An 18,579-nucleotide genomic window follows, 5' to 3' on the forward strand; every position below is an offset into this window, starting at 1 on the left:
AATGCCGGGGTTTTTTATTGCGTCAAACTTAGAAGTTATAGGTCAGGCCAACCGTGTAACGACGACCATCGAGTATGGTGTCATAGGTCTCGTAATCGATTTGCTTATCCAGCACGTTGTACACGCCAGCGGTGGCCAGCACATCCTTGCTCACGTAGTAACGCACACCAACATCGACTTGAGTATAGGTCGGTGTCCCTTGAGCCATCGACGTACGGCTCAGGTACTCAGAGGTTTTCCCGCGCAGGTTCAGACGGCTCCAGAAACCGAGATCCTGCGTGGCCTGCCAGTCCAGCGTGGTGTTAAACATATGCTTCGGCATTTTGTTTAACGGCTGACCGGAGAACTGACCGCTTTTCTGTTCAGATTCGGTGAACGTGTAGTTTGCCGTCCAGTTGAGATCGGAGGTGATTTTCCAGCCGAAGGTGGATTCTACGCCGCGCATATTGGCTTCATCGACGTTAACGCGATCGCTGACAAAATCATAGTGGGTACCGCCGATGGTACAGGCCGGATCGGCACTGCTGTTACAGCGGCGAACTTCGGTGATCTTGTCTTTGAAGTCGGTGTTGAACAGCGTCACGCCCGCGTTGAGGTCGTTGCCGTTATCCCACAGCAGGCCGATTTCTTCGCTCAGGCTCTTTTCCGGTTTCAGATCCGGGTTGCCCACAATGATGCCGTTCAGACGACCACCGCCAGTCACCTGTCCCCAGCTTGCTGACGACTGGCGCAGATCCGGCGCGCGGTAGCCTGCAGACACGCCGCCTTTCAGGGTCCATTGATCGCTGAGATGCCATACGCCGTAGCCGCGTGGTGTCCAGTTATCACCGTAGTTTTCATCTTTATCCATACGCAGGCCGCCGGTCAGCGTGAAGGTATCGGTTACGGCCCATTCATCTTCAGCAAACAGCGCCCAGCTCCAGCGGGTCAGCTTGTTCAGACCGTCTGCCGCTTCCAGCTGGTTACCATTATCGCGCAGTTTTTCATAACGGTACTGTCCGCCTGCCGTCAGGGTATGTGCCCCGAGGAAAATCTGGTTCTGATTGTTAAAAATAGTGTTATAGGACTTCATCTGACGACCCGGGTTATCGGTCTCTTCCTGCTGAATATAGCTGGTGGTGTTGAAGTCGTCGTAGTAACCGCTGTGGGTTAATGAATAGGTCGTGTGCACATACTTGTTTTCGCTTTTGCTGTTTGGCTTACAGCTTCCGTTGCGACAGCTTTCTTCTGCTGTGGATTTACCTGGCGTACTGTCGCGATCCTGCAGTTCACGGGCGTAATCGAAGTCAATGTCGTTTTTATCATCCGGCGTAAGGTTCAGGGTTAATCCCCCATTACGCATACGCTGTTCGTTATAACCATTGACGATTTCATCTTCGGCACGGTGAGAGAATAACCCGGTGACTTTTGCGCCGAGTAATCCGTCAATCAGCGGCCCGGACGCATAGGCGTTAGTCTGGTAAATATCGCCGGAGTCACGGTCTTCCTGGAAGGTGGCGTCACTATGTAGAGAACCACTCCAGCCTTTGGTATTCGATACCTTTTTGGTGATCACGTTAATCACCCCGCCCATTGCATCGGAGCCGTACAGCGATGACATGGGGCCACGGATCACTTCGATGCGTTCAATGGATTCCAGCGGCGGCAGCCAGCCTTGTTCAATGCCGGAGTTATCGCTGTTCGGTCGTGTGCCGCGTGTGCTGATCCGCTTACCGTTGACCAGGAAGAGCGTGTACTGCGAGGCCATCCCGCGGATGCTGATATCACTGCTGCTACCGCCACCCGTGACGACAACGCCAGGCACGTCTTTGAGCGCATCGGTGACATCGCGGTAGGCTTTATCCTCAATTTGCTGCTTGGTGATCACAGAAATAGAGGCGGGGGCATCCTGAATCTTTTGCTCGAAACCGGTCGCGGTGACCACTACGGTATCCTGGTCAGCGGCATAGACGAGTGATGGGAGGCTGGCGACGCATACTGCGGCAGCAACGGCCTTAACGTGAGGTATAGTCATTTGTATCATTCCATTTAAATGAATCTAACTGCGTGTCATGTGAAAGGCCATGACAATTGTATGTATTTGTCTTTTAAGGACTCTTTTCAGTAAAGAAGCGGAGGGATTGTACAAAAGTATGAATTTTTGTAAACACAAATGATAATAGAAATCATTTGTGTTTGATATGGTATTCTGGGAAGTGTTTATAAAATCAAAGAGATAGCAGCGAAATAAAAATGGAGAAAAAGTGAAGGAATGATGGAGAAACAAAGAGGGCTTGCGCCCTCGGGGGGTTACTTCAGCAGATACTGCGCGTGGAAGCGCAGGTGATCTTCAATGAACGACGCAATAAAGTAATAGCTGTGATCAAAGCCTGGCTGGATACGTAACGTCATCGGCCACGCGGTCTGACGGGCTACCTCCGCCAGTACGGCGGGCTGGAGCTGATCGGCAAGGAACTGATCGCTATCACCCTGATCGATAAGCGTTGGAATTGCCTCTTCCGGTTTACTGGCTAACATTAACGCGCAGCTGTCCCATTCGGCCCAGGTCGATTTATCCTCGCCCAGATAGGCGCTAAACGCCTTCACGCCCCACGGCACGCGACAGGGGTTAACAATCGGTGCAAAGGCGGAAACGCTGGTGTATCTGCCGGGATTTTTCAGCGCCATAATCAATGCGCCGTGACCGCCCATGGAGTGTCCGCTGATGGCGCAGCGCTCGCTGACGTTAAAATGCGCTTGAATAAGCTGCGGCAGCTCATCCCGCAAATAATCATACATGCGGAAATGCGCGGCCCAGGGGGCCTGGGTAGCATTGAGATAAAAGCCGGCGCCCTGGCCTAAATCGTACCCGTCATCGTTCGCAACGTGTTCACCGCGTGGGCTGGTATCCGGCATCACCAGTACGATCCCCAACTCAGCCGCAATGCGCTGCGCACCCGCTTTGGTGGTAAAGTTTTCATCATTACAGGTCAGGCCCGACAGCCAGTACAGTACCGGAGGCGGCGTATTTTCGCGCGGCGGTGGGAGAAAAATGCTGAAGGTCATGGTGCAATTTAAGGTGGCGGAATCATGACGCCAGCGTTGCTGCCAGCCTTCAAAACAGCGGTGCTCTTCGAGCATTTCCATGCACGGCTCCTTGTTGTGTTGAATCTGAATATGTTTGCGAATTCACCATAATACAGATAATTCATGATGCCGTGAGTAACTTTCACTTCCGCAATGGGCAAACATACATCATCATCTATATAACCTCGCGTTAACACTCCGTATCGACCCGATCGAGCGGTGCATGAAAGCCACACGCTGAAAGGCGGTGCCAATTTCAATAATTATCGCGGTGAATACTGGATTATGTGCGCAGCCTCACGCACAATGTTCTGGCTGTGACACAGCCTAAAAACTTTGCCCCACGCAGGGCAGAGGCGCCACACCTGCAGGAGAAGAATAAATGTCATCACTCAGTAAAGAAGCGGCCCTGGTTCATGAAGCGCTGGTTGCGCGTGGTCTCGAAACACCGCTGCGCCCGCCCGTGCAAGAGATGGATAACGAAACGCGCAAACGTCTTATCTCCGGCCATATGACCGAGATTATGCAATTGCTCAATCTCGATTTGAGCGATGACAGCCTGATGGAAACGCCGCATCGCATCGCAAAAATGTATGTCGATGAGATTTTTTCCGGTCTCGATTACGCCAATTTTCCCAAAATCACCGTCATTGAAAACAAAATGAAGGTTGATGAAATGGTCACCGTTCGTGATATCACGCTGACCAGCACCTGCGAACATCACTTTGTCACTATCGATGGCAAAGCGACGGTGGCGTATATCCCGAAAGAATCCGTGATTGGTTTGTCGAAGATTAACCGTATCGTGCAATTCTTTGCCCAGCGTCCGCAGGTGCAGGAGCGTCTGACCCAACAAATCCTGACCGCACTGCAAACCCTGCTGGGAACCAATAATGTGGCGGTGTCGATTGATGCGGTGCATTACTGTGTGAAAGCGCGCGGTATTCGCGATGCGACCAGCGCCACTACGACCACCTCACTGGGTGGATTATTTAAATCCAGCCAGAATACGCGTCAGGAATTCCTGCGCGCTGTACGTCACCACAACTGACAAGGGCAGGACCATGGAGCGTAATGTCACGCTGGATTTTATTCGTGGCGTTGCCATCCTCGGGATCCTGCTTCTCAATATCAGCGCCTTTGGTTTGCCAAAGGCGGCATATCTCAACCCGGCCTGGTCTGGCAGCATTACTTTATCGGATGCCTGGACCTGGGCGGTGCTCGATCTCTTCGCGCAGGTGAAATTCCTCACGCTGTTCGCTCTGCTCTTCGGCGCGGGCCTGCAAATGCTGCTGCCACGCGGAAAACGCTGGATCCAGTCGCGACTCACGCTGCTGGTCTTACTGGGGTTTATTCACGGCTTACTATTCTGGGATGGCGATATCCTGCTGGCGTATGGCTTAATCGGCCTGATCGGCTGGCGGCTGATTCGTGATGCCCCATCGGTAAAAAGCCTGTTTAACACCGGTGCTCTGCTGTATCTGGTGGGGATCGGCGTACTGCTGCTGCTGGGTTCGATTTCTGGGGGGGAAACCAGTCGCGCCTGGACACCGGATGCCTCCGCGTTGCTGTATGAAAAGTACTGGAAGATTAATGGCGGCATGGAGGCGGTGAGTAACCGCGTGGATATGCTGTCAAACAGCCTGCTGGCGCTGGGGGCGCAGTACGGCTGGCAACTGGCGGGGATGATGCTGTTGGGTGCCGCATTAATGCGCAGTGGCTGGCTGAAAGGGCAGTACAGTTTGTCGCATTATCGACGTACAGGTATGCTGCTGGTGGTGACCGGTATAGCAATCAATCTGCCTGCGATTATGCTGCAGTGGCATCTCGACTGGGCGTACCGCTGGTGTGCTTTCCTGCTACAAGCCCCGCGTGAACTGAGCGCGCCGTTTCAGACCATCGGCTACGCTGCGTTGATGTTTGGTTTCTGGCCGCAACTGAGTCGCTTTAAGATTGTTATCGCTATTGCCTGCGTAGGACGTATGGCGCTGACTAATTATCTACTGCAGACGCTTATCTGCACCACGGTGTTTTATCAGTTCGGTTTGTTTATGCAATTCGACCGGCTGACTCTGCTGTTTTTCGTTATTCCCGTCTGGGCTGTTAACCTGCTTTTCTCCGTCATTTGGCTGCATTTTTACCGGCAGGGCCCGGTGGAGTGGCTATGGCGTCAATTAACCCTGCGTGCTTCAGGGACATCATTGCCGCGAACATCCAGATAACGATCTGGATCACATTCATTAACAAAATGGATGTAACCGTTTTCATTCCTGTGACATGACTCACGCAGTCCTGTACCTCGTGCTGACAAAATACACAGCCTGGGGTGTCCGTGGGCAACCGCAATCTTAAACAGGGCAGTGAATATGGTAACCATACGTGATGTGGCACGGCAGTCTGGCGTTTCTGTAGCGACGGTTTCCCGCGTACTGAATAACAGTGCGTTGGTGAGTCCTGACACCCGTGAAGCGGTAATGAAGGCTGTGACACAGTTAGGCTATCGACCCAATGCCAATGCGCAAGCGCTGGCGACGCAGGTGAGCGACACCATTGGGGTCGTGGTGATGGATGTATCAGATTCGTTTTTTGGTGCATTGGTGAAAGCCGTGGATCTGGTGGCTCAGCAGCACCAGAAATATGTGCTGATTGGCAACAGTTATCATGAAGCTGAAAAAGAACGTCATGCCATCGAAGTCCTGATCCGCCAACGTTGTAATGCCTTGATTGTCCACTCAAAAGCGCTGAGCGATCGCGAGCTAGGCGAGTTTATGGAACACATCCCGGGCATGGTGCTCATCAATCGCATTGTGCCGGGTTACGCCCATCGCTGTGTCTGCCTGGACAATATCAGCGGAGCTAAAATGGCCACCCGCATGCTGCTCAATAACGGTCATCAACGTATTGGCTACCTGGCGTCAAGCCACCGAATTGAAGATGATGCGATGCGCAAAGAGGGCTGGATGAGCGCGTTGCAGGAACACGGTATTACGCCGGCGGAAAGCTGGGTAGGTACCGGTTCACCGGATATGCCGGGGGGCGAATCAGCCATGGTGGAGTTGTTGGGGCGCAATTTGCAGCTGACGGCGGTTTTTGCCTACAACGACAACATGGCTGCCGGAGCGCTGACGGCGTTAAAAGACAACGGCATCGCCATTCCATTACACCTGTCTATCATTGGTTTCGATGATATCCCGATTGCCCGTTACACTGACCCTCAACTGACCACCGTGCGCTACCCCATTGCGTCAATGGCGAAAATGGCGACGGAGCTTGCGCTACAAGGGGCGGCGGGTACGCTGGATCCGGCGGCAACGCACTGTTTTATGCCGACGTTGGTGCGACGTCATTCTGTGGCGTTGCGGCAGAATGCGGCACCGATCACTAACTGATAATGTCACCTGATGTAACCGCTTTCAATCTGTGAGTAAATTCACAGTATCTTAACAATGCGATAGCTATGATGACACTGTTTGTTGCGCTGTAACTACTATGTAACGGTGAATAATCACTTTCATCGAGGTGTGGGCGTCTTAAACAACAATTAAAGCCTGTTTTTGGAGCGTTGCCAGACACGGAAGAAATATTTTTAAAAGTGAGCTTCGGCGTTCAGTAACAGTTTAGTAACGTTCTGTCCCGCCGAGCATTTATCTCAAGTACTACCCTGCATAATAAAACCGGAGATACCATGAATAAGAAGGTGTTGACCCTGTCTGCTGTAATGGCAAGCATGTTATTCGGTGCGGCTGCGCACGCTGCTGATACCCGTATTGGTGTGACGATTTATAAGTATGACGATAACTTTATGTCTGTGGTACGTAAAGCAATCGAAAAAGATGCCAAAACGGCGCCAGATGTACAGCTGCTGATGAATGACTCCCAGAACGATCAGTCTAAACAAAACGATCAGATTGATGTGTTGCTGGCAAAAGGCGTGAAAGCTCTGGCGATCAACCTGGTTGACCCGGCAGCAGCGGGCACGGTCATTGAGAAAGCACGCGGTCAGAACGTTCCTATCGTGTTCTTCAACAAAGAGCCTTCTCGTAAAGCGCTGGACAGCTATGACAAAGCCTTCTACGTCGGTACTGACTCCAAAGAATCCGGCATCATTCAGGGCGATTTGATTGCTAAGCACTGGGCGGCAAACCCGAACTGGGACCTGAACAAAGACGGTAAAATTCAGTTTGTTCTGCTGAAAGGCGAGCCGGGACACCCGGATGCTGAAGCACGTACCACCTACGTGATTAAAGAGCTGAACGACAAGGGCATTAAAACTGAGCAGTTGCAGTTAGATACCGCTATGTGGGATACCGCTCAGGCGAAAGATAAAGTTGATGCGTGGATGTCCGGTCCAAATGCTAACAAAATTGAAGTCGTTATCGCGAACAACGACGCTATGGCAATGGGTGCGATAGAAGCGCTGAAAGCACACAACAAAACCAGCGTACCGGTATTTGGTGTGGATGCATTGCCAGAAGCACTGGCACTGGTTAAATCTGGCGCAATGGCCGGTACCGTGCTGAACGATGCTAACAACCAGGCGAAAGCGACTTTCGATCTGGCGAAAAACCTGGCAGCCGGCAAAGGCGCAGCGGATGGCACGACCTGGAAAATCGAGAATAAAATCGTTCGTATTCCTTACGTCGGCGTCGATAAAGATAATCTGGCAGAGTTCACCAACAAATAAATACTCCGTCTGTGGGCGCAATTTGGTTGCGCCCTTAATAACACGCTTTGCAAGGCCAACAAGGTATAATTATGGTCAGCACTAATACTCAGTCGTCAGGCGAATACTTGTTGGAAATGAGCGGCATCAACAAGTCCTTTCCGGGCGTTAAGGCTCTTGATAATGTTAATTTAAAAGTCCGCCCACATTCTATTCATGCCTTGATGGGCGAGAATGGTGCTGGAAAGTCGACATTATTAAAATGTCTTTTTGGGATCTATCAAAAAGATTCCGGCAGTATTTTATTTCAGGGTAAAGAAATCGATTTTCATTCTGCTAAAGAAGCGCTTGAAAACGGTATTTCAATGGTACACCAGGAATTAAACCTGGTTTTACAACGTTCTGTGATGGACAACATGTGGCTGGGGCGTTATCCCACCAAAGGGATGTTTGTCGACCAGGATAAAATGTACCGTGATACCAAAGCGATATTTGATGAGCTGGATATTGATATCGATCCGCGTGCGCGTGTCGGTACGTTATCGGTTTCACAAATGCAGATGATAGAAATTGCCAAAGCATTTTCGTATGACGCCAAAATCGTCATCATGGATGAACCGACCTCATCGTTAACCGAAAAAGAGGTTAATCATCTGTTCACCATCATCCGTAAGCTGAAAGAACGTGGCTGCGGTATCGTATATATTTCTCACAAGATGGAAGAAATCTTCCAGTTGTGCGATGAAATCACCGTCCTGCGTGATGGCCAGTGGATTGCCACCCAGCCGCTTGAAGGGCTGGATATGGATAAGATCATCGCCATGATGGTGGGACGTTCGCTGAACCAACGTTTCCCGGACAAAGAGAACACGCCTGGTGAAGTGATTCTTGAAGTACGCAATCTGACGTCGTTACGTCAACCGTCAATTCGTGATATCTCTTTTGATCTGCATAAAGGGGAAATCCTCGGTATTGCCGGTTTAGTCGGCGCAAAACGCACGGATATCGTTGAAACCCTTTTTGGTATTCGTGAAAAATCATCGGGTACGATTACGCTCCACGGCAAAAAAATTAATAACCACAGCGCCAATGAAGCCATTAACCATGGTTTTGCGCTGGTCACGGAAGAGCGCCGTTCAACCGGTATTTATGCCTATCTGGATATTGGATTTAACTCGTTAATCTCCAATATTCAGAACTATAAAAATAAAGTGGGTCTGTTGGATAATTCCCGCATGAAGAGCGATACCCAATGGGTTATTGACTCAATGAGGGTAAAAACACCGGGCCATCGTACGCAAATTGGTTCCCTGTCCGGTGGTAACCAGCAAAAGGTGGTTATTGGTCGTTGGTTGTTAACGCAGCCAGAGATACTGATGCTGGATGAACCCACGCGAGGAATCGACGTTGGTGCAAAATTTGAAATTTATCAGCTAATTGCAGAACTGGCGAAAAAGGAGAAGGGGATTATTATCATCTCCTCTGAAATGCCGGAACTGCTGGGTATTACCGATCGTATTCTGGTTATGAGCAATGGTCTCGTGGCTGGAATTGTTGACACAAAAACAACAACGCAAAACGAAATCCTCCGTCTTGCGTCTTTGCACCTTTAAGATTAGGGGCTCCTCATGAGTGCGTTAAATAAGAAAAGTTTTCTTACTTACCTGAAAGAAGGCGGAATTTACGTTGTTCTTTTAGTTCTGCTGGCCATTATTATTTTCCAGGATCCCACATTCTTAAGCTTACTGAACTTGAGTAACATTCTGACCCAATCCTCGGTGCGTATTATTATCGCGCTGGGTGTAGCCGGACTGATTGTTACCCAGGGTACTGACCTGTCAGCCGGGCGTCAGGTTGGCCTGGCGGCGGTGGTTGCCGCAACGTTGCTGCAATCTATGGAGAACGCCAACAAGGTGTTCCCGGAAATGGCCACTATGCCGATCATCGTGGTGGTACTGATTGTTTGTGCCATCGGTGCCATTATCGGCCTGGTGAACGGTATCATCATTGCTTACCTGAATGTGACGCCGTTTATCACTACCCTTGGTACGATGATCATCGTGTACGGGATCAACTCACTGTATTACGATTTCGTTGGGGCATCGCCTATTTCTGGCTTTGACAGCGGGTTCTCCACCTTTGCGCAGGGCTTTATTGCGCTGGGCAGTTTCCGACTCTCCTACATCACCTTCTATGCGCTGATTGCGGTGGCCTTTGTTTGGGTACTGTGGAATAAGACCCGCTTCGGTAAAAACATTTTTGCCATTGGCGGTAACCCGGAAGCGGCGAAAGTGTCGGGTGTTAACGTTGCGCTGAACCTGCTGATTATCTATGCGCTGTCCGGGGTGTTCTATGCCTTCGGTGGTTTGCTGGAAGCCGGGCGTATCGGCTCGGCAACCAACAACCTCGGCTTTATGTATGAGCTTGATGCCATTGCGGCCTGTGTCGTGGGCGGCGTGTCGTTCAGTGGTGGGGTCGGTACCGTCTTTGGCGTAGTGACCGGTGTGATAATCTTCACCGTCATCAACTATGGCCTGACCTACATCGGCGTGAACCCTTACTGGCAGTACATCATTAAAGGCGGCATTATTATCTTCGCCGTGGCGCTGGACTCACTGAAATACGCGCGTAAGAAGTAACGATAGACAACAAAAAGCCCGGGGCAGAGAAATGACTGCACCGGGCTTTTTGTTACTTGTGTTACAGCGTTACTGCATGTGCTTTCTCACCTGTTTTGAATTTGACCTCGCCTAAATCGATGCAGGCGACCGGACAAACGTGACCACACAGCAAGCAACCGACGCATTTTTCCGTGTCGCAGTGCGGTGTACGGGTCTGCTCATCCCACTCCATCGCCTGATGTCCGCCGTCATAGCAGGAGATATAGCAGCGTCCGCAGCCGACGCATTTTTCGAGGTTGATATGGGGGTAGACGATGTAACTACGGTCAAGATCTTCAGCCGGAATAATATTGGCATTGGCAAGACCGACCATCTCTTCCAGTGAGTTAAACCCCTGATCGGCAAGATAGTGCGACAGTCCGCTGGTCATATCTTCCACAATACGGTAGCCGTACTGCATGATCCCGGTGGTGACCTGCAGCGTGGCTGCGCCTAACAGCAAGAATTCGGCGGCATCTTCCCAGGTTTCAATACCGCCAATGCCGCTAATCGGGAAATCATGCAGTTCTGGGTGTGAACGCAGTTGTTGGATAAAGCGCAGTGCGATGGGCTTTACCGCCTTCCCGGAATAGCCAGAAATACTGGATTTCCCGTTGACCACCGGCATGCCGATCTTCCGCTTCAGGTCGATATTGGTGATGGATTTTACGGTGTTAATGGTCGCGATACCGTCAGCGCCTCCGTGTTTAGCCGCCAGAGCGACTTCGCACATATCACCGATATTAGGCGTCATTTTGGCTAACATCGGTAGAGAGGAACCGCGTTTAACTGCCCGACAGTATTTCTCAACCAACTCCGGGCTTTGCCCGACATCGCTGCCCATCGCATGTGAAGTCATCTGCGGACACGAGAAGTTGCACTCAATTATATCTGCACCGGCTTCTTCAACCAGTCGTGCCAGCTCCTGCCATTGCTGCTCATTTTCGCCCATGATTGACGCAATCAGCACCTTATCAGGGTAATGTTGTTTCAGTTTACGAATGGCGGCCAGGTTCTCTTCCAGCGGATGTTCGGCAATCTGCTCCATATTCTTGAAGCCGATAAAGCCGGTATCTTCTTTTGTCAGATGGTCAAATCGTGGGGAGACTTCGTTGGCAATAAAAAAACCAATAGTTTTAAACACAATGCCGCCCCAGCCGGTGTCATAGGCTTTGGCGCACATCTCAAAGCAGTTGCCTACCGGAGAAGAAGAGAGGCAAAACGGGTTGGGGAATTTTACGCCGCAAAAGGTAATAGAAAGATCTTTCGTTAACATGAGCAAACCCCCTCTAAATAGTGATGAATTGCCTGAGCGGCTTCTTTACCGGTTTTCACGGCAGACACCACGGTTTTATCTCCTTTGACAATATCGCCAGCGGCGAAAATAACCGGATCGGCGGTTTGATAATTGTGGGTTTCAATAAGATTACGTTGCGCTGTTAACGCGTGAAACGCATCCAACTGTGCGTGTTGGCCGACGGCGAGAATAATATGCTCGGCTTCAAGAGAGAGTTCCCCTAGCAGACGCACGTGTTTAAAGGTGACTTTATTTCCGGCAACCGCTACCGGCGTAAAACCGTCGATGATCGACACGCCTAATGCCTGCGTGCTGGTAAACTCTTTGTCACTGGCGGGAAATTCAGCTAATTCTTCACGAGCGACACAGGTAACTGACGGGCAGCCGAGAAGTTTCAGCGTGCTGGCGACATCCATGGCGACATCGCCCCCGCCGATAATTAACGCACTCTGCGGTAAGGTGATATCACCGTGCGCCCGTCGCGCGCGTTGCAAGAAATCGACGGCGATCTCAACGTTATCCGCCTCATCAAACAATGGCAGGGTGGAACCATAAGACATCCCAACAGTCACCAGCACGGCGCGATTTTCAGCTTTGAGTTGTTCGACGGCGATCGTGTTGCCGACTTCGCAATCGCACTTGATGGTGACGCCCATTTCAACGATACGGGCAATCTCAAGATCCACCACGGATTGAGGCAGGCGAAACTCAGGAATGCCAAAGCGTAGCCAGCCACCCGGCTGAGCCTGCTTTTCGTAGATCGTTACGTCATAACCCAGGTTACTCAACGTCACGCTGGCCTGCAACCCAGCTGGCCCTGCGCCGATAATGGCGACTTTGCCACGTGTTTTGGTTGCCGGTTGATAAATTTTCATCGCAGTCTGCTGTTCAAAATCGGTAATAAAACGTTGCAGCCGTGCAATATCGATCGGTTTATCTATTCCTGAGCGCGTACATCCACGCTGGCATAATTTTTCGGTGGGGCATACCCGAGCACAAATGGCGCCGAGCGCATTATTTTCGCGAATAGTTTCGGCTGCCCCCTTAAAATTGCGAAAATAGATGGAGCGGATAAATTTCCCTGGGTCAGTTTGTGCCGGACAATCCTGACTACAGGGGGCATCGTGACATAATAAACAGCGCGAGGCCTCTTTTATTGCTAATAAGGGGGTGAAAGCGGGCGTTAGCTCATCCAGATAATTTTGTTGTGGCATCTTTTCTTCCTTAATGCTTGAGTAAATTAAGGCGAACTGTTAATAACAAAATATAAAAATAAAAAAGCCTTTCTTAAGGCTAAGCATTGCAGGAAGAGTATTCTGTGAAAGGTTTCACAAATAAAAGATGGTGTGAGGGAAATGCCGATAAGCAGCATTAATCCCTTATGTTAAAATAGGAATTATTATCATAATATTAGCTATTCTCAAGCGCTAATATTAATAACTGGATTTTATCGATAAAAGATTAAATAAATCACCATGCCAAAAGATAAACATCCGCATCCGGCGTAAACAAGAACGTATGACCAGAATTGCAGCGGTTCTTGATGACGATAGGCATAAACGGGTTCACGGGCGTTCTTCTTTATTTTATCCACCGCACCTGTACGCCAGCCCTTCCAGGCTTCACGAAAACAAAATACAGGGATTAACAGAAAGGCTAAAACGACGAAGAGGGTTTGCACATCCATGCTTATTTTCCTTGTTTCTTTTGTAATTCTAACAATTGTTCAGGCGTGACCGCCGGGTAGCCCTGCGCATCATCCGGAACCTGGTGCAGGGCCGGGATGGGCACCAGCGGACCTAAAAAACGCGGCTCACGTTTAAAAAGATAGAGATCGGCCAGGGCGCCAAAACGTGCGCCAAATTCGCGTACGCGTACGGTCAGCATATCTTTTGGCGACGGTACCGCGTAGCACTGGGCTTGAATGCCCATATGCAGCGCAATAAACAACGCGCGCTCGCAGTGGAATCGCTGAGTGATAATGATGAAATCGTTGGTATCAAATACTTTGCGGGTGCGCACAATGGAGTCAAGTGTACGGAAACCGGCGTAATCAAGCACGATGTCGGCAGGATCGACGCCAGCGGCAATCAGATCTTTACGCATCGTCATCGGTTCGTTGTAGTTTTGCTGGGCATTGTCGCCGCTGAGCAGCAGATAATTCACCTTACCGCTGTTATACGCGTTTAATGCGCCCTGAATGCGGTAGCGGTAATACTGGTTAATTACGCCGGTGCGATAGTATTTCGCGGTGCCTAATACCACGCCGACCTGACGGTAGGGTAAATCCTGCAATTCGTCGTAGATATAGGGTGCCGTCTTCCAGCTCATCCATCGGTCGAGGCCAAGCACCGTCAACAGCAGTAAGCCTATCAGGACTAACAAGCTGTAAAACACGCGCTTTAACATGTAGATAACTCGGCAATAGGATGGAATGTTAATCAGGCTACTGTACTCGACGGCGTAGCGCAAGAAACAGCAGTCTGATTGAGGGGATTTTCAGCAATACTGTTTAGAGCATGTAGGTCAGATAAGACGCTAACGCGCCGCCATCAGGCTATGGCGATAATGCCTGATGGCGGCGTTGGCTTATCCGGCCTACATGACGACCTTTTTACGCTAGCAAAACGCGCTCGATGCGGTTGCAGCCCAGAGCTTTCAGGGTAGCGGCAGTGGCATCCCACTGGATCAACGGCGCATCGGCTTTTTCTGCCAGTACGGCGCGTTGAATATCCGGGTAATCGTAGCCGTTCAGATTCAACAGGTTTAATGCACCCTGCAGCGGAGGCAGCGTGGGGTTAAAAGCGGCGTTTTCAGCGTAGCTACCGCTGAAGATTTGACCGTCTTTGCATTCCAGTGCCACACCGCTTGGGGCGTTGCTGTACGGCATATGGCAGCGGTTGGCTGCGGCGATCGCCGCCTGCGTCAGCGCGTCACCTTGCAGCGCAAAGCCGTGATCCTGCTCATCCATCAGCAATGTTTTGATGTCGAGATCTTTCGGACCAAAAGCATCCGGCAGGTAGTCACGCAGCGCGTGCGGCTCACGACCCGGCAAATGAATGCGTAAATCCAGCCCGCTGTTCAGCTCGTTCATAAACTGACGGCAGTGGCCGCAGGGGGTGTAGTTGACGGTAATGGCGGCGAGTCCCTTTTCTCCGCGCAGCCAGGCGTGACTGATGGCGCTTTGCTCGGCATGAACGGTTTGCTGCATCGTCGCGCCGAGGAATTCCATATTGCTACCAAAATACCAGTTGCCACTGACGCCGCGCGCAATGGCACCAACGTTAAAATGGGACAGATCGGTACGTGCGCAGGCGGCAGCCAGCGGCAGCAGAGCGAATGCCAGCGCGTCTTCGTCCAGTCCCGATTCGCGTTTCAGCAAAGAGACCTGCTCCGCAGTCAACATGGCGGGGAAATGGACATCCGCCAGAAGGGGGGCCAGGGCTGATTGCACGTTACCCGCGAGTTGGGCGAAAGCAGTTTGAAAACGTGGATGCATGGCGATGCCTCATAACAATGTAATGGAATCGTAGTTTACGGGCCTGTTACGGCTTTATATGTGATCCAAATCTCACTGTGTATGCAACTCATGAAACTTAAATGAAAAATGTGCAACGCATCGCAAATAAATGAACTAAAAATGGCGCTAACCGACTACAGCCAGAATCACCGGGAACAGGAAGGGGGCCACCAGCGAGGTGATGATCCCGCAAATAACCAGTGCCAGGGAACTGAACGCACCTTCCTGGTAATCAAGCTCCGCGCAGCGTGCCGTACCCAGGGCGTGTGACGCGGTCCCCATTGCCAGTCCACGCGCCGCCTTGGTGCGAATGCGCATCGCATTTAACAGTGTGTGGCCAAACACGGCACCCAGGATCCCGACAAAGATGACGCAGACGGCGCTGATAGCAGGAATACCGCCGATGCTACCCCCCACCGCCATGGCGATCGGCGTGGTGACCGATTTAGGCATTATAGATGCGGCAATTTCTGGCGATGCCCCCATCAGTAACGCAATAGTGGTCCCGGTGACCATCGCCACAATGCTACCAGCAAAGCAGATGGCAATAATGGATTTCCAGCGGGCGCGGATTTGGTGCAGCTGTTCGTACAGCGGGTATGCCAACGCGACCACGGCAGGTTGCAGTAAATCGTTCAGCACTTCGCTACCTTTGAAATAGTGATCGTAGGGAATGCCGGTCAGGATCAGAAAAGGAATAATCACCACCATGGCAACCAGCAGCGGGTTTAGCAGCGGCATTTTGATCCGCATTGCCAACTTACGTGCGCCAAAAAATACCGCCAGCGTGAGGGGTAACGACCACCAGATATACGCCATCATTCTTTTGACCCTTTTTGCCCAACGATTTTGCGTTCACCGTGCACAAGGTGTGAGCTCCAACTGACCACCAGGAAAACGACCAGCGTACTGATGGTGCAGGACACCACGACCGGTCCAAATTGCGCGCGCAGCAAGTCAAAGTACTGCATGATCCCGACGCCAATCGGGACAAACAGCAGCGCCATGTAACGAATCAGGACGTAGCAACCGGGGTTAACCCATTTCGCTGGCAGTATCTGTAATGCCAGCAGAACAAACAGAATCAGCATGCCAATAATGCTACCCGGGATGGTGATAGGCAGCAGTGAGGCAAGAAAAATACCCGCATACAGGCAGGCATAAATCAGGATAAACGCGCGTAAATATTGCCAGATAATGTTCAGTGACTTGCTCATAGTAGAAACCCTTGACGAGACCTATTCATCATACAATTAAACTCAAAAACGTGCTACCGATCACATCATGAATTCTAAGCATAGTGGAAATAGATAACTGGAACATCAGGCAATAGCCCCAATCGACAGGCTGACGCCTGTGTGCTGCTGACAGTGCTTTGATCTCTTGTACGGAGACGCTACCATAGCGCCTCTCTTTTTTGCAGGTAACAATATGCGTGTTTTACTGGCGCCGATGGAAGGCGTGCTCGACTCACTGGTGCGCGAGCTGCTGACTGAAGTTAATGATTATGATCTGTGTATCACCGAATTTGTGCGCGTGGTGGATCAGCTCCTGCCAGCAAAAGTATTTCATCGGATCTGCCCGGAGCTGCATAACAACAGCCGTACCCCATCCGGCACGCAGGTGCGCATCCAACTGCTGGGGCAGCATCCACAATGGCTGGCAGAGAACGCGGCCCGCGCGGTTGAGCTGGGGTCGTACGGTGTTGATCTGAACTGTGGCTGCCCGTCAAAACTGGTTAACGGCAGCGGTGGCGGCGCAACGCTATTGAAAGATCCTGAACTTATCTATCAGGGTGCGAAGGCGATGCGCGAGGCGGTGCCGGGTCATTTGCCGGTAACGGTGAAAGTGCGCCTGGGCTGGGACAGCAGCGACCGGCAGTTTGAAATCGCCGATGCCGTTCAGCAGGCGGGTGCCAGCGAACTGGCGGTTCATGGCCGCACCAAAGAGCAAGGATATAAAGCGGAGCATATCAACTGGCAGGCTATCGGTGAGATCCGCCAGCGTCTGACGATTCCGGTTATCGCCAACGGTGAAATCTGGGACTGGCAGAGCGCGCAAAATTGTATGGCGGTCACCGGATGTGATGCGGTGATGATCGGACGCGGGGCGCTAAATATCCCGAACCTGAGTCGGGTGGTGAAATATAACGAACCGCGGATGCCGTGGCCCGACGTGGTGACATTACTGAAAAAATATACCCGTCTGGAAAAGCAGGGTGATACCGGGCTATATCATGTGGCGCGTATTAAGCAGTGGCTGGGATATTTACGCAAAGAATATGCCGAAGCGACGACGCTGTTTCAGGAGATTCGCGCTCTCAATAATTCACCGGATATCGCGCGGGCGATTCAGGCCATTGAGATTTAACCGGTCATTATATTACTGGCCGGAGACGGCGTTTACGCCGCCATCCGGCATTGATGTCAGAAAATCATCTTAAACACGCCAGTCACCACCAACAGTCCAATCAGAAAAATAATTAAAATAGCCCACAGCAGAATTTTCATTAGCCTTCCCTTTTTGGTAAGTTCAAATTTAGTATAGGAAACTATTGAAAACTCTGCCTGCAGGCACAGTTATGCCGGCTTACGTGCGCTGAGCAGAAACACCATCGGGCGCTCTTTCTCTTCATCCAGCGCGGGGTTGGCGGCAATCTGTTCAGCAGACGGTCCCCACTCATCAACACAGACAATCTCAAACCCGGCGCCAATCAGCGCGTTGATCCAGGTTGCCAGCTTGCGGTGTTGTTTTTTTACCCCTTCAGCAAACCAGTTGCTGATGCGTTCACCTTCCTGCTGATAGTGATTCACCGGCCAGGAGAGTTGCCCGGTTTTGTCTTTTATCCAACCCTGGGTGAGGGGCGCTGTATAAATTGGGTGTTCTGCCGAAAAGATCAACATTCCGCCTGGTGTTAACGCCTGGTAAATGGTTACCAATAATCGCTCTATATCCTGCAAATAGTGCAAGGCGAGCGAGCTATAAACCAGCTCAAAGGAATCCGCGGCCAACGTCAGCGTGTCAAGATCTTCGCGCTGGTACGAAATACCCTCTCCGGTGGTCATGTTGCGAGCCTGGGCTAACATTTTCTCTGAAATATCTAAGCCCACGACGCTTGCCGCGTGGTTATCGCGTGCGTAGCGGCAAAACCAGCCGTATCCGCAGCCTAGATCGAGAATGCGCTGACCTTGTAACGGAGGGAGCATGGCCTGTAATGCTGGCCATTCGGGCGCGCCGTCGAGTCCTTTTACGGAGCGGTCCAGCGTGGCATATCCGGCAAAGAAGTGCGGATCATCATAGATATTTTGTGACATCGTGCCTCCATTCATAAATTATTAGAATTATTTTATCCGTATTATTAAACGGAGATATA

General features: G+C 51.1%; 18 protein-coding genes. 7 read left to right on the plus strand and 11 right to left on the minus strand.

Annotated features, from left to right (window positions below):
• Positions 1 to 28 precede the first annotated feature (28 nt).
• Both FDW88_RS14405 and fghA read right to left on the minus strand, forming a co-directional pair.
• Complete coding sequence (locus tag FDW88_RS14405; RefSeq protein WP_137362813.1) at positions 29 to 2,014, minus strand: ligand-gated channel protein; 1,986 nt, start codon at positions 2,012 to 2,014, stop codon at positions 29 to 31.
• 275 nt (positions 2,015 to 2,289) lie between these two features.
• Complete coding sequence (fghA, locus tag FDW88_RS14410) at positions 2,290 to 3,126, minus strand: S-formylglutathione hydrolase (RefSeq protein WP_096756481.1); 837 nt, start codon at positions 3,124 to 3,126, stop codon at positions 2,290 to 2,292.
• Positions 3,127 to 3,448: 322 nt separating this feature from the next.
• Here fghA and folE point away from each other — a divergent pair, with 322 nt between their 5' ends.
• From folE to mglC, 6 genes are all read left to right on the plus strand, one after another.
• Entirely contained in the window at positions 3,449 to 4,117 is a 669-nt protein-coding gene (gene folE / locus FDW88_RS14415; RefSeq protein WP_096756482.1) for a GTP cyclohydrolase I FolE, read from the plus strand.
• A 13-nt stretch (positions 4,118 to 4,130) separates the two neighbouring features.
• Complete coding sequence (gene yeiB / locus FDW88_RS14420) at positions 4,131 to 5,288, plus strand: DUF418 domain-containing protein YeiB (protein ID WP_137362814.1); 1,158 nt, start codon at positions 4,131 to 4,133, stop codon at positions 5,286 to 5,288.
• Positions 5,289 to 5,432: 144 nt separating this feature from the next.
• Positions 5,433 to 6,455 (plus strand): HTH-type transcriptional regulator GalS, encoded by a 1,023-nt coding sequence (gene galS / locus FDW88_RS14425; RefSeq protein ID WP_096756484.1) that lies wholly within the window; start codon positions 5,433 to 5,435, stop codon positions 6,453 to 6,455.
• Between the two features lie 296 nt (positions 6,456 to 6,751).
• Positions 6,752 to 7,750 carry a galactose/glucose ABC transporter substrate-binding protein MglB gene (gene mglB / locus FDW88_RS14430; protein ID WP_096756485.1) on the plus strand — a complete coding sequence of 333 codons (999 nt, stop codon included), beginning with the start codon at positions 6,752 to 6,754 and terminating at the stop codon, positions 7,748 to 7,750.
• 71 nt (positions 7,751 to 7,821) lie between these two features.
• Entirely contained in the window at positions 7,822 to 9,342 is a 1,521-nt protein-coding gene (mglA, locus tag FDW88_RS14435; protein WP_096756486.1) for a galactose/methyl galactoside ABC transporter ATP-binding protein MglA, read from the plus strand.
• A gap of 15 nt (positions 9,343 to 9,357) precedes the next feature.
• On the plus strand, positions 9,358 to 10,368 hold the full coding sequence (gene mglC, locus FDW88_RS14440; protein WP_115258030.1) for a galactose/methyl galactoside ABC transporter permease MglC: 1,011 nt from the start codon (positions 9,358 to 9,360) through the stop codon (positions 10,366 to 10,368).
• Positions 10,369 to 10,429: 61 nt separating this feature from the next.
• On the opposite strand, the gene preA is transcribed toward mglC, so the two are convergent.
• The 7 genes from preA to FDW88_RS14475 all read right to left on the minus strand — a co-directional run bounded on the left by preA (position 10,430) and on the right by FDW88_RS14475 (position 16,423).
• Complete coding sequence (preA, locus tag FDW88_RS14445; protein WP_137362815.1) at positions 10,430 to 11,665, minus strand: NAD-dependent dihydropyrimidine dehydrogenase subunit PreA; 1,236 nt, start codon at positions 11,663 to 11,665, stop codon at positions 10,430 to 10,432.
• Positions 11,659 to 12,900: an NAD(P)-dependent oxidoreductase gene (locus tag FDW88_RS14450; RefSeq protein WP_137362816.1), complete on the minus strand. Its 1,242-nt coding sequence runs from the start codon at positions 12,898 to 12,900 to the stop codon at positions 11,659 to 11,661. The genes preA and FDW88_RS14450 overlap by 7 nt, the downstream gene beginning before the upstream one ends.
• 233 nt (positions 12,901 to 13,133) lie before the next feature.
• Entirely contained in the window at positions 13,134 to 13,373 is a 240-nt protein-coding gene (locus FDW88_RS14455; RefSeq protein ID WP_096756490.1) for a DUF2542 family protein, read from the minus strand.
• Between the two features lie 2 nt (positions 13,374 to 13,375).
• A complete protein-coding gene (gene sanA / locus FDW88_RS14460) occupies positions 13,376 to 14,095 on the minus strand; it encodes an outer membrane permeability protein SanA (RefSeq protein WP_117343464.1) in 720 nt (239 codons plus the stop codon).
• Between the two features lie 205 nt (positions 14,096 to 14,300).
• Entirely contained in the window at positions 14,301 to 15,185 is an 885-nt protein-coding gene (cdd, locus tag FDW88_RS14465; RefSeq protein ID WP_117343465.1) for a cytidine deaminase, read from the minus strand.
• Between the two features lie 147 nt (positions 15,186 to 15,332).
• Positions 15,333 to 16,028, minus strand: a complete 696-nt coding sequence (locus tag FDW88_RS14470; protein WP_096756493.1) for a CidB/LrgB family autolysis modulator — start codon at positions 16,026 to 16,028, stop codon at positions 15,333 to 15,335.
• Positions 16,025 to 16,423 carry a CidA/LrgA family protein gene (locus FDW88_RS14475; RefSeq protein ID WP_096756494.1) on the minus strand — a complete coding sequence of 133 codons (399 nt, stop codon included), beginning with the start codon at positions 16,421 to 16,423 and terminating at the stop codon, positions 16,025 to 16,027. Before FDW88_RS14475 ends, FDW88_RS14470 begins: the two co-directional genes overlap by 4 nt.
• Positions 16,424 to 16,637: 214 nt before the next feature.
• Here FDW88_RS14475 and dusC point away from each other — a divergent pair, with 214 nt between their 5' ends.
• The gene (dusC, locus tag FDW88_RS14480) at positions 16,638 to 17,576 is read left to right on the plus strand and encodes a tRNA dihydrouridine(16) synthase DusC (protein WP_115258034.1); all 939 of its coding nucleotides are present in this window, start codon (positions 16,638 to 16,640) and stop codon (positions 17,574 to 17,576) included.
• 56 nt (positions 17,577 to 17,632) lie between these two features.
• Here dusC and yohP read toward each other — a convergent pair whose 3' ends face one another.
• Complete coding sequence (gene yohP, locus FDW88_RS22820; RefSeq protein ID WP_000698460.1) at positions 17,633 to 17,716, minus strand: small membrane protein YohP; 84 nt, start codon at positions 17,714 to 17,716, stop codon at positions 17,633 to 17,635.
• Positions 17,717 to 17,785: 69 nt separating this feature from the next.
• The gene (locus FDW88_RS14490) at positions 17,786 to 18,520 is read right to left on the minus strand and encodes a bifunctional 2-polyprenyl-6-hydroxyphenol methylase/3-demethylubiquinol 3-O-methyltransferase UbiG (protein WP_137362817.1); all 735 of its coding nucleotides are present in this window, start codon (positions 18,518 to 18,520) and stop codon (positions 17,786 to 17,788) included.
• Positions 18,521 to 18,579: the final 59 nt, after the last annotated feature.

It is taken from the genome of Citrobacter sp. wls829 (genome assembly GCF_005280825.1).
In the GTDB taxonomy this organism is placed as follows: Bacteria; Pseudomonadota; Gammaproteobacteria; order Enterobacterales; family Enterobacteriaceae; genus Citrobacter; species Citrobacter gillenii.

Coding starts and splice junctions, on each gene's coding strand:
- FDW88_RS14405 (WP_137362813.1), bottom strand. CDS start 2,014: ATGACTATACCTCACGTTAAGGCCGTTGCTGCCGCAGTATGCGTCGCC.
- fghA (WP_096756481.1), bottom strand. CDS start 3,126: ATGGAAATGCTCGAAGAGCACCGCTGTTTTGAAGGCTGGCAGCAACGC.
- folE (WP_096756482.1), top strand. CDS start 3,449: ATGTCATCACTCAGTAAAGAAGCGGCCCTGGTTCATGAAGCGCTGGTT.
- yeiB (WP_137362814.1), top strand. CDS start 4,131: ATGGAGCGTAATGTCACGCTGGATTTTATTCGTGGCGTTGCCATCCTC.
- galS (WP_096756484.1), top strand. CDS start 5,433: ATGGTAACCATACGTGATGTGGCACGGCAGTCTGGCGTTTCTGTAGCG.
- mglB (WP_096756485.1), top strand. CDS start 6,752: ATGAATAAGAAGGTGTTGACCCTGTCTGCTGTAATGGCAAGCATGTTA.
- mglA (WP_096756486.1), top strand. CDS start 7,822: ATGGTCAGCACTAATACTCAGTCGTCAGGCGAATACTTGTTGGAAATG.
- mglC (WP_115258030.1), top strand. CDS start 9,358: ATGAGTGCGTTAAATAAGAAAAGTTTTCTTACTTACCTGAAAGAAGGC.
- preA (WP_137362815.1), bottom strand. CDS start 11,665: ATGTTAACGAAAGATCTTTCTATTACCTTTTGCGGCGTAAAATTCCCC.
- FDW88_RS14450 (WP_137362816.1), bottom strand. CDS start 12,900: ATGCCACAACAAAATTATCTGGATGAGCTAACGCCCGCTTTCACCCCC.
- FDW88_RS14455 (WP_096756490.1), bottom strand. CDS start 13,373: ATGGATGTGCAAACCCTCTTCGTCGTTTTAGCCTTTCTGTTAATCCCT.
- sanA (WP_117343464.1), bottom strand. CDS start 14,095: ATGTTAAAGCGCGTGTTTTACAGCTTGTTAGTCCTGATAGGCTTACTG.
- cdd (WP_117343465.1), bottom strand. CDS start 15,185: ATGCATCCACGTTTTCAAACTGCTTTCGCCCAACTCGCGGGTAACGTG.
- FDW88_RS14470 (WP_096756493.1), bottom strand. CDS start 16,028: ATGATGGCGTATATCTGGTGGTCGTTACCCCTCACGCTGGCGGTATTT.
- FDW88_RS14475 (WP_096756494.1), bottom strand. CDS start 16,423: ATGAGCAAGTCACTGAACATTATCTGGCAATATTTACGCGCGTTTATC.
- dusC (WP_115258034.1), top strand. CDS start 16,638: ATGCGTGTTTTACTGGCGCCGATGGAAGGCGTGCTCGACTCACTGGTG.
- yohP (WP_000698460.1), bottom strand. CDS start 17,716: ATGAAAATTCTGCTGTGGGCTATTTTAATTATTTTTCTGATTGGACTG.
- FDW88_RS14490 (WP_137362817.1), bottom strand. CDS start 18,520: ATGTCACAAAATATCTATGATGATCCGCACTTCTTTGCCGGATATGCC.